Origin of the sequence: Nocardioides pocheonensis (genome assembly GCF_003725535.1) — a bacterium.
Taxonomy (GTDB): Bacteria; Actinomycetota; Actinomycetes; order Propionibacteriales; family Nocardioidaceae; genus Marmoricola; species Marmoricola pocheonensis.
This window is the reverse complement of record NZ_RJSF01000005.1, coordinates 155,177-172,134: the sequence shown is the minus strand read 5'-3', so window position 1 is coordinate 172,134 and position 16,958 is coordinate 155,177. Positions and strand designations below refer to the sequence as shown.

The following is a 16,958-nucleotide window of genomic DNA, read 5'->3' as shown; positions in this document are numbered from 1 at the left end:
TACATGACCAAGAAGCCCTTGATCGCACTCGTCGGAGTGGGTCTCCTCACGATGACTGCCGCGTGTGGCACCGCCGGCTCGGCGGCCACGTCCTCAGGACCGGTGAAGATCGGCCTGGTCGCCCCGCTCACCGGCCCGTTCGCTCCCCTCGGGCTCGGCGACAAGGCCGCCGTCGAGCAGGAGGTCGCCCGGATCAACGCCCACGGTGGCGTGCTCGGCCGCAAGCTCGAGGTCACGATCAAGGACGACAAGACCGACGTGCCCCAGTCGGTCACGGACTTCAACCAGCTCGCCGCGGACAAGAGCTACACCGCGATCCTGTCCTCCTCGAACGTCTCGGCCTCGACGGCGGCCGGTCCGAGCATGCAGAGCAACCGGATCCCGACCATCGCCCTCGGTCCGGTGAGCGCGTTCAAGGACGGCAAGAACAAGTACGCCTTCACCTGCGTCGCGATCCCGGAGCTGTACGGCGAGGCGCTGGTCGACTACCTCAAGGCCCAGGGCCTGACGAAGGTCGCGATCGCCTACACCGGCAAGGACCCCTACGGCTCCGTCGGCAACAAGGCGACGGTCGACGGGGCGAAGGCAGCCGGCCTCGACGTCGTCCTGGACAAGGAGATCGACGTTGCCGGGACCGACTTCACGCCGGTGATCTCCCAGGTCAAGGCCGCCAAGCCGGACGCGTTCGTGGTGTGGGTCGCCGGTCCCGCCTCGGTGATCATCACCAAGCAGTTCGCCGGCTCAGGCATCCCGCTCGTCATGACCGGTGCCGAGGCCTCGAACCTGTACGTCCAGCCGGCCGGCCAGGAGGGCGAGGGCGTCACGATGACCAGCAACATCGCCGTGCCCGGCCGCGAGCTCCCGGCGGGTGCGCTCAAGGACTCGATCGACGCGTTCGCCAACCCGTGGCTGAAGGCGAACAAGGGCGTCTACCCGCCGCAGTTCGCGTTCGACGGCGCCACCGGGATCCAGCTGCTCGTCGCCGCGATCGAGAAGGCGAAGTCCACCGACCGCGAGAAGGTCCGTGACGCGCTCGAGTCCCTCGACCTGCTCACCCCGACCGGGCGCTTCAAGTTCTCGCCCACGGACCACGGTGGCATCGGCAAGGACGCGATCGCGATCGTCCAGGTCAAGGGCGGCGAGCTGAAGGCGACGCCGTACTCGCTCGAGCAGTTCAAGACCAACCTGCCCGACTGACCCTCGACCAGAGAACGGTTCGCAGACATGTTGACGATCGATCGGGTGTCGAAGCACTTCGGCGGTGTCTACGCCAACCGGGACGTCTCCATGGAGGTGCCCGACGGCGAGCTGCGTGGCGTCATCGGTCCCAACGGGGCCGGCAAGTCGACGCTGTTCAACCTCGTCGCCGGGCACCTGCGACCGGACTCCGGCTCGGTGAGCCTCGACGGCCGGCCGCTGGACCGGATGCCGCCGCACGTCCGGGCGCGGCACGGCGTGGCCATCGTGTTCCAGGGTGCCCGGCTGTTCCCGGGCATGACCGTCCTGGAGAACGTGATGGTCGGGGCGCACGCCCGGACGCACGGCGGCCTGGTCGCCGCCGTCGTCCGGCCACCCAGCCAGCGCCGGCAGGAGCGCGAGACGCGGGAGCTGGCCGAGCGCTGCCTGGCCCGGGTCGGCCTGGAGGCCGCGGCCCAGCAGCCGGCGGCGGCGCTGCCGCTCGGGCAGCAGCGACGCCTCCAGGTGGCTCGGGCCCTCGCCGGTCAGCCCCGGGTGCTGCTCCTCGACGAGCCGGCGTCGGGCCTGCGTGCCGGCGAGCGCACCGACCTGACCGACCTCGTGCGCGAGCTCAACGCCGACGGCATGACAATCCTGCTCGTCGAGCACGACGTCGGCATGGTCACCAGCCTCGCCCACCGGATCACCGTGCTCGACCTCGGCGAGGTGATCGCCGACGGCACGCCGGCCGAGGTGACGACGGACCCGCGCGTGATCACCGCCTACCTCGGCGCCGGCGGACAGCACGCGGCCCAGCACACAGGAGCCCAGCATGTTGCGCATCGATGACCTGGTCGTCCGCTACGGCGCGGCGGTCGCGCTCGACGGCGTCTCGCTGCACCTCGACGCCGGAGAGATGGTCGCCCTGGTCGGGCCCAACGGCGCGGGCAAGTCCACGCTGCTCAACGCGGTCAGCGGGCTGGTGCCGGCCGCATCCGGCAGCGTGACCTGCGAGGGCCGGATCGCCCAGGTGCCCGAGGGCCGGCAGATGTTCCCGGACATGACGGTGGAGGACAACCTCGTCCTCGGGGGCTGGTCGATCCGCAACCGCGACCTGAGCGAGGTCCTCGATCTCCTCCCCGACCTCGTGCGCCTGCGCAAGGCGAAGGCGGGTCGCCTCTCCGGCGGGCAGCAGCAGATGGTCGCGATCGGGCGAGCGCTGATGGCCAAGCCGGACCTGCTCGCCATCGACGAGCTCTCCCTGGGCCTGGCCCCGCTCGTCGTCGCCGAGCTCGCCGAGCACCTCCGCTTCCTGAACCGAGATCGCGGCACCGCGATCCTGCTGGTCGAGCAGGAGGTCTCCCTCGCGTTCGACCTGTGTCCGCGCACGTGCGTCCTCGAGGCCGGACGCGTGGTGGCCGCCGGCCCGAGCGCCGAGCTGGCCGAGAGTGAAGCGGTACGCCGCGCCTACTTCGGCGACCTCGGGGTGGCCGGCGAGCTGAGGGCCGACACGGAGGTGCCCGCATGAAGGAGTTCCTGACCTACCTCGTCACCGGGATCACCCTCGGAGCATCGTTCGCCCTCATCGGCAGCGGCTTCGTCGTGGTGCACCGGGTGACGCGGATCGTCAACTTCGCCCAGGGATCCTTCGCGATCATCGCGGCGATGATGGCGGCGTCGCTGCTGCGCGGCCGGCTGCCGCACGGACTCGCCGAAGCCGCCGCCGTCCTCGTGTGCGGAGTCGTCGGTGCCGTGGTCGGCTGGGTGGCACTCGGCCGGCGCGGGACGCACCCGCTGATCTCGCTGATCGTGACGCTCGGGCTCTCCATGCTGGTCTCGGCGGCGATCATCCTGCTGTGGGGCCAGGACCCGGTGTCGCCACCGGGCCTGCGCGGTCACGTCACGCTCCTCGGCGTGGACGTCGAGCGGCAGCGGCTGCTGGTCCTGCTCGTCACCCTGCTCGCCTTCGCGGCGGTCGCGCTGTTCTTCTCGCGGACCTACCTCGGCAAGGCGCTCACCGCCAGCGCGTCGAACCCGTACGCCGCCCGCCTGGTCGGGATCGACGTACGCCGGATGGGCCTGCTGGCCTTCGCCCTCGCAGGCGTCCTGGGCGGACTGGCCGGTGTGCTCGTGGCGCCGAGCAACGCACTGTCGTTCTCCTCCGACCTGGCCCTGGCGCTGAGCGGCTTCGCCGCGGCGGTCTTCGGCGGGCTCAGCAGTCCGGGCCGGACCCTCGTCGGCGGCCTGGTGCTCGGCGTGGCCGGGCAGCTCACCGCCGGCTACCTCAACGGGTCGTACCAGACCGAGGTGGCCCTGCTCCTGATGCTCCTGATCATGATCGCTCGCAGCCGCACCTTCGTGGCGGAGGAGGCAAAGTGATGACCCGCCGTCCCTCGACCCTTCTGGTCGTCGTCGCCGCTGTCGCGGCGTGCATCGCGCCGCTGGTGCTCTCGGACCAGACGTTCTTCGTGCACACCGTGCTCGCCGCGGTCGTCGTGTCCGGCCTCTCCATGCTGATGGGCTACGCCGGTCAGGCGTCGCTCGGCCAGGGCGCGTTCGTCGCCGTCGGAGCACTGACGGTGGCGCTCGGCACGACGCGGTGGGGACTGCCGCCGCTGGTCGTGCTGCTGCTGGCGCCGTTGGTCGCGGGGATGTTCGCCACCGTCGTCGGCCGCCCGTTGCTGCGCCTGCAGGGGCACTACCTGGCGTTCGGCACGCTCGCCCTCCTGCTGATGGTGCAGACCGCGATGTCGAGCATCGACGCGCTCGGTGGCGCCTACGGTGTGAGTGGCATCCCCGCCTTCGGGGTGGGCGGCTGGACGGTGACCGACCAGCGGCCCTATGCCTACCTCGCGCTGGCGTGCCTGGCGGTCGTGCTCTGGTCGTCCGCCCGGATCGTCGACAGCCGCTTCGGCCGCGCCATGCGCGCGCTGTCGGGGAGCGAGACCGCCGCGGAGTCGGCCGGGGTGCCGGTCGGGTGGACCAAGGTCGGGGTCTTCGCGCTCTCCGCGGCGTTCGCGGGCCTCGCCGGAGCGGTGACCGCGTTCTTCACGCCGTACGTCAGCGCCGACTCCTTCCCGCCGCTGGAGTCGTTCACCTACGTGATCATGGCCGTCGTCGGCGGGCTCGGCACGATCTGGGGCGGTGTGGTCGGCGCAGTGGTCGTGTCGGTGCTGCTCCAGGCGCTCAACACCGTGAGCAGCCAGCCGGGGCTGCCGCCCACGGCGGCGCCGATCATCCAGTACGCCGCCTACGGCACCGTCCTCATCATCGCGCTGCTGTTCCTGCCGCGCGGGATCGTGCCGTCGGTCGGGTCGCTGCGCCTCCGCCGCCCGCAGGGATCACCTGCGTGACGGGGTCGCGTGGAGTGAGCTCCGTCAAGACCCGCGAGGTCTCGTTGCTCTACCTGGTCAAGCAGGTCGAGCTCGCCGCTCGGCACGCGCTCGACGAGGTGGTCGAACCCGCCGGCCTCACGACCCTGCAGTACACCGCGCTCACCGTGCTCCAGCGCGACCCGGGGATCACGTCGGCGGACCTGGCGCGCAACTCGTTCGTCCGCACCCAGACGATGGCGGAGATGGTCGCCTACCTGCTCGACCACGGTCTGGTCGACCGCGTCCGCGACGAGAGCAACCGGCGCCAGTACCTGCTCACCCTCAGTGCGGCGGGCGCCGAGATCGTGGAGTCCTTGACCGCCTCGGCCGCGGCCGTCGAGCGCCGGATGCTGAGCGGCCTCGACGACGCCCAGATCGACGCGCTGCGCACCACCCTGCTGCGCTGCCGCCGCTCCCTGACCCCAGCCCCACTCCGCTAGCAACCCCACCCCTTGGAGGAACCATGCCCATCGACCCCTCGGCCCAGGCCGTCCTGGACATCCTGACTGCTCCCGGTGTGCCCCCGCTGGACGAGCTGCCCCCGGCGGAGGCCCGGCAGGCGTACGACGGGCTCGCGGCGTTCGCCGGTGAGCCGGTCGCGGTGGCGAGGACCCTCGACCTCGAGGCGGACGGCGTCCCGGTGCGGCTGTACTGGCCCCAGGGCGCGGGGGACGAGCCGCTCCCGGTCGTGGTCTGGAACCACGGCGGCGGGTTCGTGATGGGGAGCCTCGACGGGTACGACGCGGTCGTGCGGGCGCTGTGCGCGGCCACGGGCTGCCTGGTCGTGAGCGTGGACTACCGGCTCGCCCCCGAGCACCCGTTCCCGGCGCAGGTGGACGATGCCCAGGCCGTCGCGCGGTGGGTCCACGCCCACATCGCGGAGCACGGCGGCGACCCGGACCGGATGGTCGCGGCCGGCGACTCCGCGGGCGGCACGCTCAGCGCCGTGCTCGGGCACCAGCTGCACGGGATGTTCCGGCTGCAGGTGCTGCTCTACCCGATGACCGACCTCACCATGTCGCAGCCCTCGATCGAGGAGAACGCCGAGCGCTACCTGCTGACCCGGAACGCCTGCAATTACTTCCGGGCGCAGTACCTCGGCGACTACGGCGACCTCAAGGACCCGCTGGCCTCCCCGCTGTTCGCCGACGACACGCAGCTGGCGGGGGCTCCGCCGGCGCTCGTCGTCACCGCCGAGCTCGACCCGCTCCGCGACGAGGGCGAGGCCTACGCGGCGCGGCTGTGCGAGGCCGGCGTACCGGTGGAGCACGTGCGCTTCGACGGGATGATCCACGCGTTCTTCACCCTCGGTGCGATGGTCCCCGCCGCGCACGAGGCGCTCGACCTGGTGGCGGCGGCCGTGCGCAGGGCGACAGCGTGACGGCGTAGGACATCATGGCGTCATGCCAGGCGACGCCACGACAACGGAGGAGCGCCCGGGCGACCGGGCGCACGGGGTCACGCTGCTCTACCTGATCAAGCAGGTCGAGCTCGCGATCCGGCAACGCCTCGAGGAGGTGGCCTCCACGCAGGACCTGACCGCCCTGCAGTACACCGCGCTCACGGTGCTGGAGCGGCATCCGGGGATGACCTCCGCGGAGCTGGCGCGCAGCTCGTTCGTGCGCGCGCAGACCATGGCCGAGATGGTGACCTACCTGCTCGAGTGCGGCCTGGTGAAGCGTGAGCGCGACCCGGGCAACCGCCGCCAGTACCTGCTGTCGCTGAGCCGGAAGGGCCAGCAGGTCGTCGACCGGCTGCGCCATCCGGTCGCGGCGATCGAGGAGGAGATGGTGGCGGGCCTCGACCGCAGCGAGGTGACCGTCCTCCGTCGGCACCTCGTGCAGTGCCGGACGTCGCTCCACGAGCACCCGGTGCACTGATCGGTGCGTTGGCGGAGGAGTGCTACCGGCACCCGGATCTCGGCATGAGCGGACACCCGCTTGGCAGCACTGCGATGATGACGCGATGGATTGGGCCGGGCTGAGTATCGTCGCTTTCGCGACTATCTTCGGATTCGTTTCGTGGCGGTGGTCTGTTCCGTACAACGTGTCGTTCTACAAGATGGTCAGGGCAAAGGAGCCGGACCCGGCGTCCCGGATCTTCAGAAGTTTCCAGTTCAGTCGGTGGGCCGGGGTGGCTTTCTCCGTGTTACTCATCGTGCTTGTCGTCTTGGAGTGGGTTACCTCCTAAGCCAAATCGTGCGCGGGCTCCGGAGTGGGCGCTCAGCGGCATGATCGGTCACTTCTCCAACTACTCTCAGCCCATGCCGACAGACTCGGACGACTGGCGACGCCAGGGCCAGGAGCAGTTCCTCCCGCCTGGCACCGTGTTCCTCCGCCGTGACTACCGCGCTCTTGATGAGCATTGGGAGCACGACGAGTGCCAGATGTGTTGGGCCAAGTTCATGGATCCTCAGTTCTCCGCTGGCCACGCACAGTTCATCGCCGAGCATCCCGACGTGCTGACGGTCGGGTTGGTGACCCAGGTCCAGGAGCGACGTCTTGAGCGCTGGGTCTGCGACCCGTGCTTTGACGACTTCGCCCACGAGTTTGGTTGGGTCCTGAGCACGGCCTGACTTGGCGATCGCTCATCGGCATGAGCGGACGCGTTCAGCGGGTGTCCTGACGCTCGGCAGCCCTTGACTGATCCGGTGCACTGACCGGTCCCACCCGAACCCATTGACAGGGATCCTGATCGACGTGCACACTTCGGATCGACAGGAACCCTGATAGTCGCGGACGACGATCTTCCGCCACGGGGGCTCCCGGGAGGAGGATCAAGCGTGACGAACACCCAGACGAGCCCGCTGGACAGCCCGGTCGAGACGACGGGGGACAGCGGCCAGATGCCCAGCCCCACGACGGCACCCTCGACGCTCGAGCACGGCGAGCTCTTCATCGGCGGCCAGTGGCTGCCCGCCGCCGCCGGCGGTCGGCGGGACGTCGTCGACCCCTCCACGGGCAACGCCGTCGGCACGGTGGCCGAGGGCGACGCCGGCGACATCGACGCCGCCGTCGCTGCGGCCCGCGCCGCCTTCGACCAGGGCCCCTGGCGGGGCATGAGCGGCCGGGAGCGGGCGCGCATCCTGCACCGGGTCGCCGACCTGATCCGCGAGAACGCCGACGAGCTGGTGCGGCTCGAGAGCCTCGACGTCGGCAAGCCGGTGACGCTGTGCCGGGTCGTCGACGTGGCGACCGCCGCCGAGGTGTACGAGTACTACTCGGGTCTGGCACAGGCGGTCGACGGCGCCACGCGGGAGACCCCGATGAACGCCGTCGCCTACACGCGTCGCGAGCCGCTGGGCGTCGTCGGCGCGATCACGCCCTTCAACTTCCCGCTGATCCTCTCCAGCTCCAAGATCGCGCCGGCGCTGGCCGCGGGCAACGTCGTGGTGCACAAGCCCGCCGACGACACCCCGCTCAGCGCGCTGTTCATGGCGAAGCTGCTCTCCGAGGCCGGCGTGCCCGACGGTGTGGTCAACGTCGTCACGGGTGCCGGCGCCGTCGCCGGCGAGGCCCTGCTGCGCCACCCCGGCGTCGACAAGATCGCGTTCACCGGCTCCACCGCCATCGGCCGGCACGCGGCTGCTGTCGCCGGCGAGGCGCTCACCCCCGTCACGATGGAGCTCGGCGGCAACGCCGCGCAGATCGTCTTCGAGGACGCCGACGTCGAGAAGGCGGTCGGCTCCGCGATCAAGGCGTTCGTCTTCAACACGGGCCAGTTCTGCATGGGTGGCCCGCGCCTGCTCGTCGCCCGGCCGTTGTACGACACGCTCCTCGGCATCCTGGCCCAGGCCGTGCCCGGCGTACCGGTCGGCGACCCGCGTGACCCGGAGACCGTGGTCGGTCCCATGGCCGCCGAGCGCCACGTCGCCAAGGTCGAGTCGTACGTCGCCCAGGCGGTCGCCGACGGCGGCCGGATCGTGTGCGGCGGGGAGCGCCTCGCCCTGAACGGCGGCTTCTACTTTAAGCCGACCGTGATCGCCGACCTGGCGAACGACTCCCGAGTCGTGCAGGAGGAGATCTTCGGCCCCGTGCTGACGGTGCAGCCGTTCGACACCGAGGACGAGGCGATCGCGATGGCGAACAGCACGCCCTACGGCCTGGCCTCGGGGATCCAGACGACGAACCTGGCCCGGGCGCACCGGGTCGCCGCCCGGCTCGACGCGGGCATCGTGTGGGTCAACGACTGGGCGATGCTCGACCCGGCGGTGCCGTTCGGCGGCGTGAAGGCGTCCGGCTTCGGCCGCGAGTACGGGCCCGAGGGCCTCGCGCCGTACACCCGCGACAAGTCCGTCGTCATCTCGCTGGACTGAGCGGAGGAGAGCCATGACTGTCACCGAAGCAGCCGTCGTCGAGAGCGGCGGAGCCCCGTTCACCCTCAGCCAGGTCGAGCTCGCCGAGCCGCAGGCCGGCGAGGTCCTCGTGCGCATGGTCGCTGCCGGCCTCTGCCACACCGACCTCGGCGTGGCCAGCGGAGGACTGCCGTTCCCGTTGCCCGGCGTGCTCGGGCACGAAGGCGCTGGCGTCGTCGAGGAGGTCGGTGCGGGCGTCACCCGGGTCAAGCCGGGCGACCAGGTGCTGCTCTCCTTCACCTCGTGCGGCGCGTGCCGGAACTGCCGCGACGGCCACCCGGCGTACTGCGCCACCTGGCTGCCCGACAACCTGATCGGCGGACGACGGGCCGACGGTTCGGCCACGATCACCCGTGACGGAGAGCCGCTCGGCGGTCACTTCTTCGGCCAGTCCTCGTTCGCCCGGATGGCCGTGGTCGACGAGCGCAGCCTGGTCAAGGTCAGCCCCGACGCACCTCTGGAGCTGCTGGCTCCGCTGGGCTGCGGTGTCCAGACCGGCGCCGGTGCGGTGTGGAACGTGCTGAAGCCGAGGCCGGGCAGCTCGGTCGTCGTGCTCGGCGCCGGGGCCGTCGGGCTCTCGGCCGTGATGGCGGCAGCGTTGACCCCGGCGACCACGATCATCGCGGTCGACAAGGTGGCCTCCCGGCTCGACCTCGCGGTCCAGCTCGGTGCCACCCACGTCGTCGACGTGACCACCGAGGACCTCGTCGCTGCGGTCGCCGAGATCACCGGCGCGGGAGCGGACGGCGTCGTGGAGACCACCGGCAGCGTGGCGGTGCTCCGGCAGGGTGTCGACGCTCTGGCCGCCCGCGGCACCGCGGTCGTCATCGGCGCTCCGCCGTTCGGCACCGAGGTCGCCCTCGACGTCAACGCGATGCTCGCCGGCAAGCAGGTCGTCGGCCTCACCCTGGGTGACAGCGAGACCCAGACGCTGATCCCGGCGCTGGTCGAGCTCGTGCGCACGGGCCGGATGCCGCTGGCCCGGCTGGTGCAGGAGTACTCCTTCGCCGACATCCAGCAGGCGGTCGCCGACGTCAGCGCCGGCACGACGATCAAGCCCGTGCTGAGGTTCTGACCTTGTCCGAGCAGGAGACCGCGCTCCAGGCAGCACTCCGGTCCAGCGGCAACCAGGGCCTCGGCAGCTGGCCCTGGCGCCGTGCCCGGATGTCGCCGGACGCGGTCGCCCTGCGTCAGGGCGACCGCGCCCTCACCTACGCCCAGCTCGCCGACCGGGCCGCCCGGCTCGCGTCGGTGCTGCGGGACCGGGGTGTCCAGCGCGGCGACAGGGTGGCCCACCTCGGCACGAACGACCTCACCACCTTCGAGGCGTTCTTCGCCAGCGGACTGCTCGGCGCGGTGTTCGTGCCGCTGAACACCCGCCTCGCGGCGGCCGAGGTCGCCTACATGCTGACCGACTGCGGAGCCCGGGTGCTCCTGGTCGGCAACGGCGTCGAGCTCGTCGCCAAGGAGCTCGTGGAGGACCCGGAGCTGGACCGGCTGGTCACCCTGCCGTTCGCCGAGGTCGAGGCGGAGGTCGCGGCAGCCGCACCCCTGGCTGCCGAGGTCGACGTGACGCTGGCCGATCCCGCCCTCCTGCTCTACACGTCCGGTACGACGGGCCGGCCGAAGGCCGCGACGCTCACCCACGGCAACCTGACCTGGAACACGATCAACCAGCTGGCGCACTTCGACACGGCCAGCACCGACCGTGCGCTGTGCATCGCCCCGCTGTTCCACGCGGTCGGGCTCGGCCAGGTCACGCTCCCCACCCTGTTCAAGGGCGGCAGCGTCGACGTGCTGGACAAGTTCGACGCCGGGACCGTGCTGCGGCTGGTCGGCGAGCACGGCATCACCAGCTTCTCGGCGGTGCCGACCATGCTGCAGCTCATGGTCGAGGACCCGGCCTGGGCCGATGCCGACCTGAGCTCGCTGCGGCACGTGGTCTTCGGCGGCTCGTCCGTCAACGAGGGTGTCGCCCGCGCCTGGCTGGAGCGTGGGGTCCGGGTGCTGCAGGGCTACGGCATGACCGAGGCCGGTCCCGGCATCTACATGGCGTTGCAGGAGGGCTCGGGCGACCGTCCGGTGTCGGTCGGGGTGCCCCACTTCTTCACCGATGTCGCCGCGCTCGGCGCCGACGGATCCGTCGTACCGGTGCCCCAGGAGGGGCCCGGGCTCGAGCTGCTCGTGCGAGGGCCGAACGTGTTCGCCGGCTACTGGAACCGCCCCGAGGAGACGACCGCCGGCGTCGTCGACGACCGCTGGTTCCGCACCGGCGACATCCTGCGCGCCGACGAGGACGGCTGGGGCTACGTCGTCGACCGGGTCAAGGACGTGATCATCTCCGGTGGGGAGAACATCTACCCGGCCGAGGTCGAGGCGGTCGCGATCACGTGCGCCGGCGTACGGTCCGCCGCCGTCGTCGCGCTGCCCGACCACCGGTGGGGCGAGGTCGGCGTCGCGTACGTCGAGACCTTCCCGGGCGCGACGGTCACCGAGGCGGAGCTGCGCGCCCACTTCGAGGCACACCTCGCCCGCTACAAGATCCCCAAGCACCTCTGCTTCGTCGACGAGCTGCCGCGCAACGCCACCGGCAAGATCCTCCGCTCGCACCTCCGTGACCGCGCCCGAACCACTCTCGAGGAGAAACCATGACCGCCCGCGATGCCGCCCCGGAGCTGGACGAGGACCGGCAGGTCCGCGCCTTGCTCCCCGTGTCGCTCGTGCTCGAGCGCCACGACGCGGTCGCCGTGCTGCGGCTCGCCCGGCCGTCCAAGCGCAACGCGCTCGACGACGCGACGGTGCTGGGCATCGAGAGCTTCTTCGCCGAGCCGCCCGCGTGGGCGCGCGCGGTCGTGCTCGACGCGGAGGGCGACCACTTCTCGGCGGGCCTCGATCTCGCCGAGCTGACCGACCGGGACACCCTCGAGGGCCTGGACCACTCGATGATGTGGCACCGTGCCTTCGCGCGTCTCGAGCAGGGTCGCCTGCCGGTGGTCGCCGTGCTGCGCGGTGCCGTGATCGGCGGGGGACTGGAGCTCGCCAGCTCGGCCCACATCCGGGTGGCGGAGCCCTCGACCTTCTACGCGCTGCCGGAGGGCCAGCGCGGACTGTTCGTCGGCGGTGGTGCGTCCGTCCGGGTGCCTCGGCTCATCGGCGTGAACCGGATGGCCGACATGATGCTCACCGGCCGCGTGTACGACGCCACGGACGGCCACGCGATCGGCCTGTCGCACTACCTCGTCGGCGAGGGCGAGGGCCTGGCCAAGGCGCTCGAGCTGGCGAGCAGGATCGCGGCCAACGCCCCGATCACGAACTTCGCCGTGCTGCAGGCGCTGCCCCGGATCGCCGAGTCCAGCCCGAGCCAGGGCTACCTGCTCGAGGCTCTGATGGCCGCGGTCGCCGGCGGCAGCGACGAGGCGAAGTCGCGGATGAGCGCCTTCCTGGAGGGCCGGGCCGGCAAGGTGGGCCGCGGCGCGGACGAAGGCCGGTGAGCGGCGCCTCGGTCGCCGGGTCGCAGGTGCAGCCCGGGGACGTGATCTGGTCCCCGCCCGACGACTGGCGCACGACCACGCGGATCGGTGCGTTCGTGCGGTTCGTCGAGGAGCGCGACGGCGTGCGGTTCGACGACTGGGACGACCTGTGGCAGTGGTCGGTCCGTGACCTCGACGGGTTCTGGTCGGCGGTCTGGGACCACTTCGGCGTCGCGTCCGACACGGGCTACGACACGGTCCTCGCGCACGAGGCGATGCCGGGCGCGCGCTGGTTCGAGGGTGCCCGGCTCAACTACGCGCGGCACCTGCTCGCAGACACCTCGCGCGACGACGAGGTCGCGGTCGTCGCGTACTCGCAGACCCGCGAACGCGTCGAGCTCACCTTCGGTGAGCTGCGCGCGCAGGTCGCGCGTGCCCGTGCCGGGCTGGCGGGACTCGGAGTCGGGCCCGGTGACCGCGTCGCGGCGTACCTGCCGAACATCCCGGAGACGCTGGTCGCCTTCCTGGCCACGGCCAGCCTCGGCGCGGTGTGGGCCAGCTGCGCGCCGGAGTTCGGCGCCCGCAGCGTCGTGGACCGCTTCGCCCAGGTCGAGCCCAAGGTGCTGCTGGTCGTCGCCGGCTACCGGTTCGGGGCGAAGGACGTCGACCGGACCGCCGAGGTGGCCGAGATCTGCCGCGCACTCCCGACCGTCGAGCACGTCGTGCAGGTGCCGTACGGCGGCGAGGCGCTCGCGCACACCCTCTCGTGGCCCGACCTGCTCGCGACCGACGAGCCGCTCACCTTCGAGGCCGTGGCGTTCGACCACCCGCTCTACGTGCTCTTCTCGTCGGGCACGACCGGCAAGCCGAAGCCGATCGTGCACGGCCACGGCGGCATCCTGCTCGAGCACCTGAAGAACCACGCGCTGAGCTGGGACCTCGGACCGGGCGACCGGTTGCTGTGGTTCAGCACTACCGCCTGGATGATGTGGAACGCGCTCGTCTCGGCGCTGCTGGTGCGTGCCTCGATCGTGATGATCGACGGCAACCCGATGTTCCCGGACCTGGACTGGCAGTGGCGGCTCGCGGAGGAGACCGGCGCGACGCTCATGGGTGCGAGTCCCGGGTTCCTGATGGCCAGCCGCAAGGAGGGGCTCCGGCCCGCGGTCGACCACGACCTGTCCCGCGTGCGGCAGATCGGCGCGGCCGGCAGCCCGCTGCCGATCGAGGGCTACGCCTGGGTGCGCGAGCAGTTCGGCCCGGACGTGCTGCTCAACGTCGGCTCCGGTGGCACCGACGTGTGCACCGGGATCGTGCAGGGGAGTCCGCTGCAGCCCGTGCGCGCAGGCGAGATCTCCGGCGCGTGCCTCGGAGTCGCGGCGGCGGCGTACGACCCGCAGGGCCGTCCGGTCGTCGGCGAGCTCGGCGAGCTCGTGATCACGCGGCCGATGCCTTCGATGCCGGTCGGCTTCTGGGGTGACGCCGACGGGAGCCGCTACCGGTCGACGTACTTCGAGGACTTCGCCGGCGTGTGGCGGCACGGCGACTGGGTCAGGTTCGACGAGCACGGTTCGTGCGTGGTCGCCGGCCGGTCGGACGCGACGCTCAACCGGGGCGGAGTCCGGCTGGGCACCGCGGAGTTCTACCGCGTGGTGGAGGAGATGCCCGAGGTGGAGGACAGCCTCGTCGTCCACCTCGAGGACCCGGCCGGGGGCAACGGCGAGCTGATCCTGTTCGTCGTGCCCGCCACGGGAGCCGAGCTCGACGACGAGCTCCGCACCTCGATCGCCCGCGAGCTCCGCTCGGCGCTGTCGCCGCGTCACGTGCCGGACGCCGTGGTGGCGGTGCCGGCGGTGCCCCGGACCCGCACGGGCAAGAAGCTCGAGCTGCCCGCCAAGCGGATCCTGCAGGGCCGGCCGGTCGCCGAGGTGGCCACGGCGGACTCGCTCGCCGACCCGCAGGCGCTGGACGCCTACGTCGCGTACGCCGCGGCGCGCGACGGGCAGGGCCAGTCATGAGGACCGACGTCCGGCGTGTGGCGCTCGTCGGCGCCGGGGTGATCGGCAACGCCTGGGCCGCCCATCTGCTCGCCCACGGCCTCGAGGTCGCGGTGACCGATCCGGCGCCGGACGCCGAGGAGCGGCTGCTGCGCGACGTCGAGCGGGCCCTGCCCGTGCTCGCCCGGCTCGGCCTCGACACCGACGGCTGGCAGGACCGGCTCTCGTTCACCGGCGACCTGGGGAAGGCCGTCGAGGGCGCCGCCTTCGTGCAGGAGAACGCGCCCGAGCGGGACGACGTCAAGGCGGCGATCTTCGCCGAGCTCGATGCGCTGGTGCCGCCCGACGTCGTGGTCGCCAGCAGCTCCTCCAGCATGCTGCCGAGCCGGCTGGCATCGATGTGCGCGCGGCACCCCGAGCGCGTGGTCGTCGGACATCCCTTCAACCCGGTGTACCTGGTGCCGCTCGTCGAGGTGGTCGGGTCTCCGGACACCCCTTCCGGCGTCGTCGACGCAGCCATGGCGTTCTACGCCGGGGTGGGCAAACGCCCGGTCCACGTGCGCCAGGAGGTGCCCGGTCACCTCGCCAACCGGCTGCAGGCCGCGCTCTGGCGCGAGGCCTACTCGCTCGTCGAGCGCGGAGTGGCGACGGTCGCCGACCTCGACGCGGCGATCTCGAACGGCCCGGGGTTGCGGTGGGCCTTGCTCGGCCCGGTCGCCAACCAACACCTCTCCGGTGGCGACGGAGGGCTCGCGCACGTGCTCGCCCACCTCGGGCCACCCACGCAGGCGCTGATGGACGACCTCGGCGCTCCGCAGCTGACACCGCAGCTCGCCGAGACACTGGTCGCCGGCGTGCACGACGAGCTCGGCGGCATCGACGTCGCCACGCTGGCCGCCGAGAGGGACGCACTGCTCGTCGGACTGCTCGCCGCCAAGGCGCGCTCGGAGGTGCTGCCATGACCACGCGCTACGAGCCCGCGATCGACCTCGACGCGGTCGTCGCCATCGACGTGCACACCCACGTCGAGGCCGACGGGCACGGTCACTTCTCGCTCGACGACGAGCTGATGGACGCCTCGGCGGCGTACTTCAAGGCCGACCAGCTGCGCACCCCGACGCTCGACGACATCGCCGCGCACTACCGCGAGCGGTCGATGGCCGCCGTCGTGTTCACCGTCGACGCGAGCACGGCCACCGGGCACCCCGCGCTCTCCAGCGAGGAGATCGCCGAGGGTGCCGCCCGCAACAACGACGTGCTGATCCCGTTCGGGTCCGTCGACCCGCGCCAGGGGGCAGCGGCGGTCGAGCGGGCGCGCCACCTGGTGGCCGAGCACGGCGTCCGCGGCTTCAAGCTGCACCCGTCGCTCCAGGCGTTCGCGCCGAACGACCCGGCGTACTACCCGCTCTACGAGGCGTTCTCCGAGCTCGGGGTCGTGGCGCTCTTCCACACCGGGCAGACCGGCATCGGCGCGGGCCTGCCGGGCGGTCGCGGGATCAAGCTGCGCTACTCCGACCCGATGCTGCTCGACGACGTGGCGGCGGACTTCCCGGACCTGCAGATCGTCATGGCCCACCCGTCGGTGCCGTGGGTCGACGCCGCGATCTCGATCGCGACGCACAAGGCGAACGTGTTCATGGACCTGTCCGGCTGGCTCCCGAAGTACTTCCCGCCCCAGCTGGTGCGCCAGCTCGGCACGCTGCTGCGTCGCAAGGTGCTCTTCGGCTCCGACTTCCCCGTGCTCACGCCCGACCGGTGGATGGCGTCGTTCGACGAGCTGGAGGTCCGCGAGGAGGCCCGACCCTTGATCTTCAAGGAGAACGCCGCGCGGTTGCTGCGGCTGGGGTGAGTGCGGACGTCAGGGGCCGAGCCGGCCGCTCTCGACCATGCTCGCGATCCCGGTGAGCAGCACGTCGAGCGCGACCTCGAAGGCGCGGTCCGCGCGCTCACGTCCGGAGCCGGCCTCGCGGATCGCCGCGGTCAGCGCCGTGCTGCGCGCCAGGTCGACCGCCCACACCTCGTCGGGCGCGGCCAGGTCCAGGGCGGCCCCCAGGACGACGCTGTCGCACATCGTGATCACGTCCAGCAGCCTGCTGTCGCCGACACCGGCCTGCGACAGGGTCTCGGCGAGCTGGTCGTACATCGACATCACCTCGGGCGACGACACGGTGTACGCGGTCACGAGGGGGATCAGCCGCGGGTGGCGGGCGAAGCAGTCCCGGTAGCGGCGCAGAAGGGTGCGGACGACCTGGTCCCACGTCCCCGCCCCGTCGGCCTCGAAGCTGCCCTCGCGGAAGACCCACGAGCGCATCGCCTCGACGATCTCTGCCTTGCTGGACAAGTGGTTGTAGAGCGAGGACGGGCGCACCCCGAGCGCGTCGGCCACCTGGACGATCGTGAACTCCCCGGTGCGGTCGACCAGGCGCAGCGCCGCGACGGCGATCGCGTCTGGCGAGAGCAGGGGGGTGCTGGGCCTTCCCACGAATTCCTCTTCCGAATAACGAAACTGCGACGGATCCCTTGCCAGGTGATCCAGGTCGCAACCATACTCAAACGAATCTTATTCGTTTTAGCGATGCGAGGTCGC

The 16,958-nt window shown here is 71.6% G+C and carries 17 protein-coding genes; 16 read left to right on the top strand and 1 reads right to left on the bottom strand.

Translation table 11 applies throughout. The features are described 5' to 3' along the window. Positions 1 to 3 precede the first annotated feature (3 nt). From EFL26_RS03065 to EFL26_RS02985, 16 genes are all read left to right on the top strand, one after another. Positions 4 to 1,197 carry an ABC transporter substrate-binding protein gene (locus EFL26_RS03065; RefSeq protein WP_123221417.1) on the top strand — a complete coding sequence of 398 codons (1,194 nt, stop codon included), beginning with the start codon at positions 4 to 6 and terminating at the stop codon, positions 1,195 to 1,197. 27 nt (positions 1,198 to 1,224) lie between these two features. After that, complete coding sequence (locus EFL26_RS03060) at positions 1,225 to 2,025, top strand: ABC transporter ATP-binding protein (protein WP_123221416.1); 801 nt, start codon at positions 1,225 to 1,227, stop codon at positions 2,023 to 2,025. Continuing rightward, the gene (locus EFL26_RS03055) at positions 2,009 to 2,704 is read left to right on the top strand and encodes an ABC transporter ATP-binding protein (protein ID WP_123221415.1); all 696 of its coding nucleotides are present in this window, start codon (positions 2,009 to 2,011) and stop codon (positions 2,702 to 2,704) included. Before EFL26_RS03060 ends, EFL26_RS03055 begins: the two co-directional genes overlap by 17 nt. Beyond that, positions 2,701 to 3,555 (top strand): branched-chain amino acid ABC transporter permease, encoded by an 855-nt coding sequence (locus tag EFL26_RS03050; protein WP_123221414.1) that lies wholly within the window; start codon positions 2,701 to 2,703, stop codon positions 3,553 to 3,555. Before EFL26_RS03055 ends, EFL26_RS03050 begins: the two co-directional genes overlap by 4 nt. Next, positions 3,555 to 4,529: a branched-chain amino acid ABC transporter permease gene (locus EFL26_RS03045; protein WP_123221413.1), complete on the top strand. Its 975-nt coding sequence runs from the start codon at positions 3,555 to 3,557 to the stop codon at positions 4,527 to 4,529. The genes EFL26_RS03050 and EFL26_RS03045 overlap by 1 nt, the downstream gene beginning before the upstream one ends. After that, positions 4,526 to 4,990: a MarR family winged helix-turn-helix transcriptional regulator gene (locus EFL26_RS03040; RefSeq protein WP_221176817.1), complete on the top strand. Its 465-nt coding sequence runs from the start codon at positions 4,526 to 4,528 to the stop codon at positions 4,988 to 4,990. The genes EFL26_RS03045 and EFL26_RS03040 overlap by 4 nt, the downstream gene beginning before the upstream one ends. A 23-nt stretch (positions 4,991 to 5,013) precedes the next feature. Further along, positions 5,014 to 5,931, top strand: coding sequence for an alpha/beta hydrolase (locus EFL26_RS03035; RefSeq protein WP_123221411.1), 918 nt, complete (start codon positions 5,014 to 5,016; stop codon positions 5,929 to 5,931). Positions 5,932 to 5,953: 22 nt separating this feature from the next. Beyond that, positions 5,954 to 6,430 carry a MarR family winged helix-turn-helix transcriptional regulator gene (locus EFL26_RS03030; RefSeq protein ID WP_123221410.1) on the top strand — a complete coding sequence of 159 codons (477 nt, stop codon included), beginning with the start codon at positions 5,954 to 5,956 and terminating at the stop codon, positions 6,428 to 6,430. 383 nt (positions 6,431 to 6,813) lie between these two features. Continuing rightward, complete coding sequence (locus EFL26_RS03020) at positions 6,814 to 7,125, top strand: hypothetical protein (protein WP_148046611.1); 312 nt, start codon at positions 6,814 to 6,816, stop codon at positions 7,123 to 7,125. 207 nt (positions 7,126 to 7,332) lie between these two features. Then, positions 7,333 to 8,865 carry an aldehyde dehydrogenase family protein gene (locus EFL26_RS03015; protein WP_245999980.1) on the top strand — a complete coding sequence of 511 codons (1,533 nt, stop codon included), beginning with the start codon at positions 7,333 to 7,335 and terminating at the stop codon, positions 8,863 to 8,865. Positions 8,866 to 8,878: 13 nt separating this feature from the next. Further along, on the top strand, positions 8,879 to 9,979 hold the full coding sequence (locus EFL26_RS03010) for an NAD(P)-dependent alcohol dehydrogenase (protein ID WP_123221407.1): 1,101 nt from the start codon (positions 8,879 to 8,881) through the stop codon (positions 9,977 to 9,979). A 2-nt stretch (positions 9,980 to 9,981) separates the two neighbouring features. Then, positions 9,982 to 11,556 (top strand): acyl-CoA synthetase, encoded by a 1,575-nt coding sequence (locus EFL26_RS03005; RefSeq protein WP_221176816.1) that lies wholly within the window; start codon positions 9,982 to 9,984, stop codon positions 11,554 to 11,556. After that, positions 11,553 to 12,395: a crotonase/enoyl-CoA hydratase family protein gene (locus tag EFL26_RS03000; protein WP_123221406.1), complete on the top strand. Its 843-nt coding sequence runs from the start codon at positions 11,553 to 11,555 to the stop codon at positions 12,393 to 12,395. The genes EFL26_RS03005 and EFL26_RS03000 overlap by 4 nt, the downstream gene beginning before the upstream one ends. Further along, positions 12,392 to 14,392 carry an acetoacetate--CoA ligase gene (locus EFL26_RS02995; RefSeq protein WP_245999979.1) on the top strand — a complete coding sequence of 667 codons (2,001 nt, stop codon included), beginning with the start codon at positions 12,392 to 12,394 and terminating at the stop codon, positions 14,390 to 14,392. Before EFL26_RS03000 ends, EFL26_RS02995 begins: the two co-directional genes overlap by 4 nt. Further along, on the top strand, positions 14,389 to 15,333 hold the full coding sequence (locus tag EFL26_RS02990; protein WP_123221405.1) for a 3-hydroxyacyl-CoA dehydrogenase NAD-binding domain-containing protein: 945 nt from the start codon (positions 14,389 to 14,391) through the stop codon (positions 15,331 to 15,333). The genes EFL26_RS02995 and EFL26_RS02990 overlap by 4 nt, the downstream gene beginning before the upstream one ends. Beyond that, positions 15,330 to 16,220 carry an amidohydrolase family protein gene (locus EFL26_RS02985; RefSeq protein ID WP_183408003.1) on the top strand — a complete coding sequence of 297 codons (891 nt, stop codon included), beginning with the start codon at positions 15,330 to 15,332 and terminating at the stop codon, positions 16,218 to 16,220. The genes EFL26_RS02990 and EFL26_RS02985 overlap by 4 nt, the downstream gene beginning before the upstream one ends. 9 nt (positions 16,221 to 16,229) lie before the next feature. Here EFL26_RS02985 and EFL26_RS02980 read toward each other — a convergent pair whose 3' ends face one another. Beyond that, complete coding sequence (locus EFL26_RS02980; RefSeq protein ID WP_123221404.1) at positions 16,230 to 16,853, bottom strand: TetR/AcrR family transcriptional regulator; 624 nt, start codon at positions 16,851 to 16,853, stop codon at positions 16,230 to 16,232. Positions 16,854 to 16,958 lie beyond the last annotated feature (105 nt).

Bases quoted from the DNA above. Each gene is read 5' to 3' on its own strand.
- EFL26_RS03065 (WP_123221417.1), top strand. From the start codon at position 4: ATGACCAAGAAGCCCTTGATCGCACTCGTCGGAGTGGGTCTCCTCACG.
- EFL26_RS03060 (WP_123221416.1), top strand. From the start codon at position 1,225: ATGTTGACGATCGATCGGGTGTCGAAGCACTTCGGCGGTGTCTACGCC.
- EFL26_RS03055 (WP_123221415.1), top strand. From the start codon at position 2,009: ATGTTGCGCATCGATGACCTGGTCGTCCGCTACGGCGCGGCGGTCGCG.
- EFL26_RS03050 (WP_123221414.1), top strand. From the start codon at position 2,701: ATGAAGGAGTTCCTGACCTACCTCGTCACCGGGATCACCCTCGGAGCA.
- EFL26_RS03045 (WP_123221413.1), top strand. From the start codon at position 3,555: ATGACCCGCCGTCCCTCGACCCTTCTGGTCGTCGTCGCCGCTGTCGCG.
- EFL26_RS03035 (WP_123221411.1), top strand. From the start codon at position 5,014: ATGCCCATCGACCCCTCGGCCCAGGCCGTCCTGGACATCCTGACTGCT.
- EFL26_RS03030 (WP_123221410.1), top strand. From the start codon at position 5,954: ATGCCAGGCGACGCCACGACAACGGAGGAGCGCCCGGGCGACCGGGCG.
- EFL26_RS03020 (WP_148046611.1), top strand. From the start codon at position 6,814: ATGCCGACAGACTCGGACGACTGGCGACGCCAGGGCCAGGAGCAGTTC.
- EFL26_RS03010 (WP_123221407.1), top strand. From the start codon at position 8,879: ATGACTGTCACCGAAGCAGCCGTCGTCGAGAGCGGCGGAGCCCCGTTC.
- EFL26_RS03000 (WP_123221406.1), top strand. From the start codon at position 11,553: ATGACCGCCCGCGATGCCGCCCCGGAGCTGGACGAGGACCGGCAGGTC.
- EFL26_RS02990 (WP_123221405.1), top strand. From the start codon at position 14,389: ATGAGGACCGACGTCCGGCGTGTGGCGCTCGTCGGCGCCGGGGTGATC.
- EFL26_RS02985 (WP_183408003.1), top strand. From the start codon at position 15,330: ATGACCACGCGCTACGAGCCCGCGATCGACCTCGACGCGGTCGTCGCC.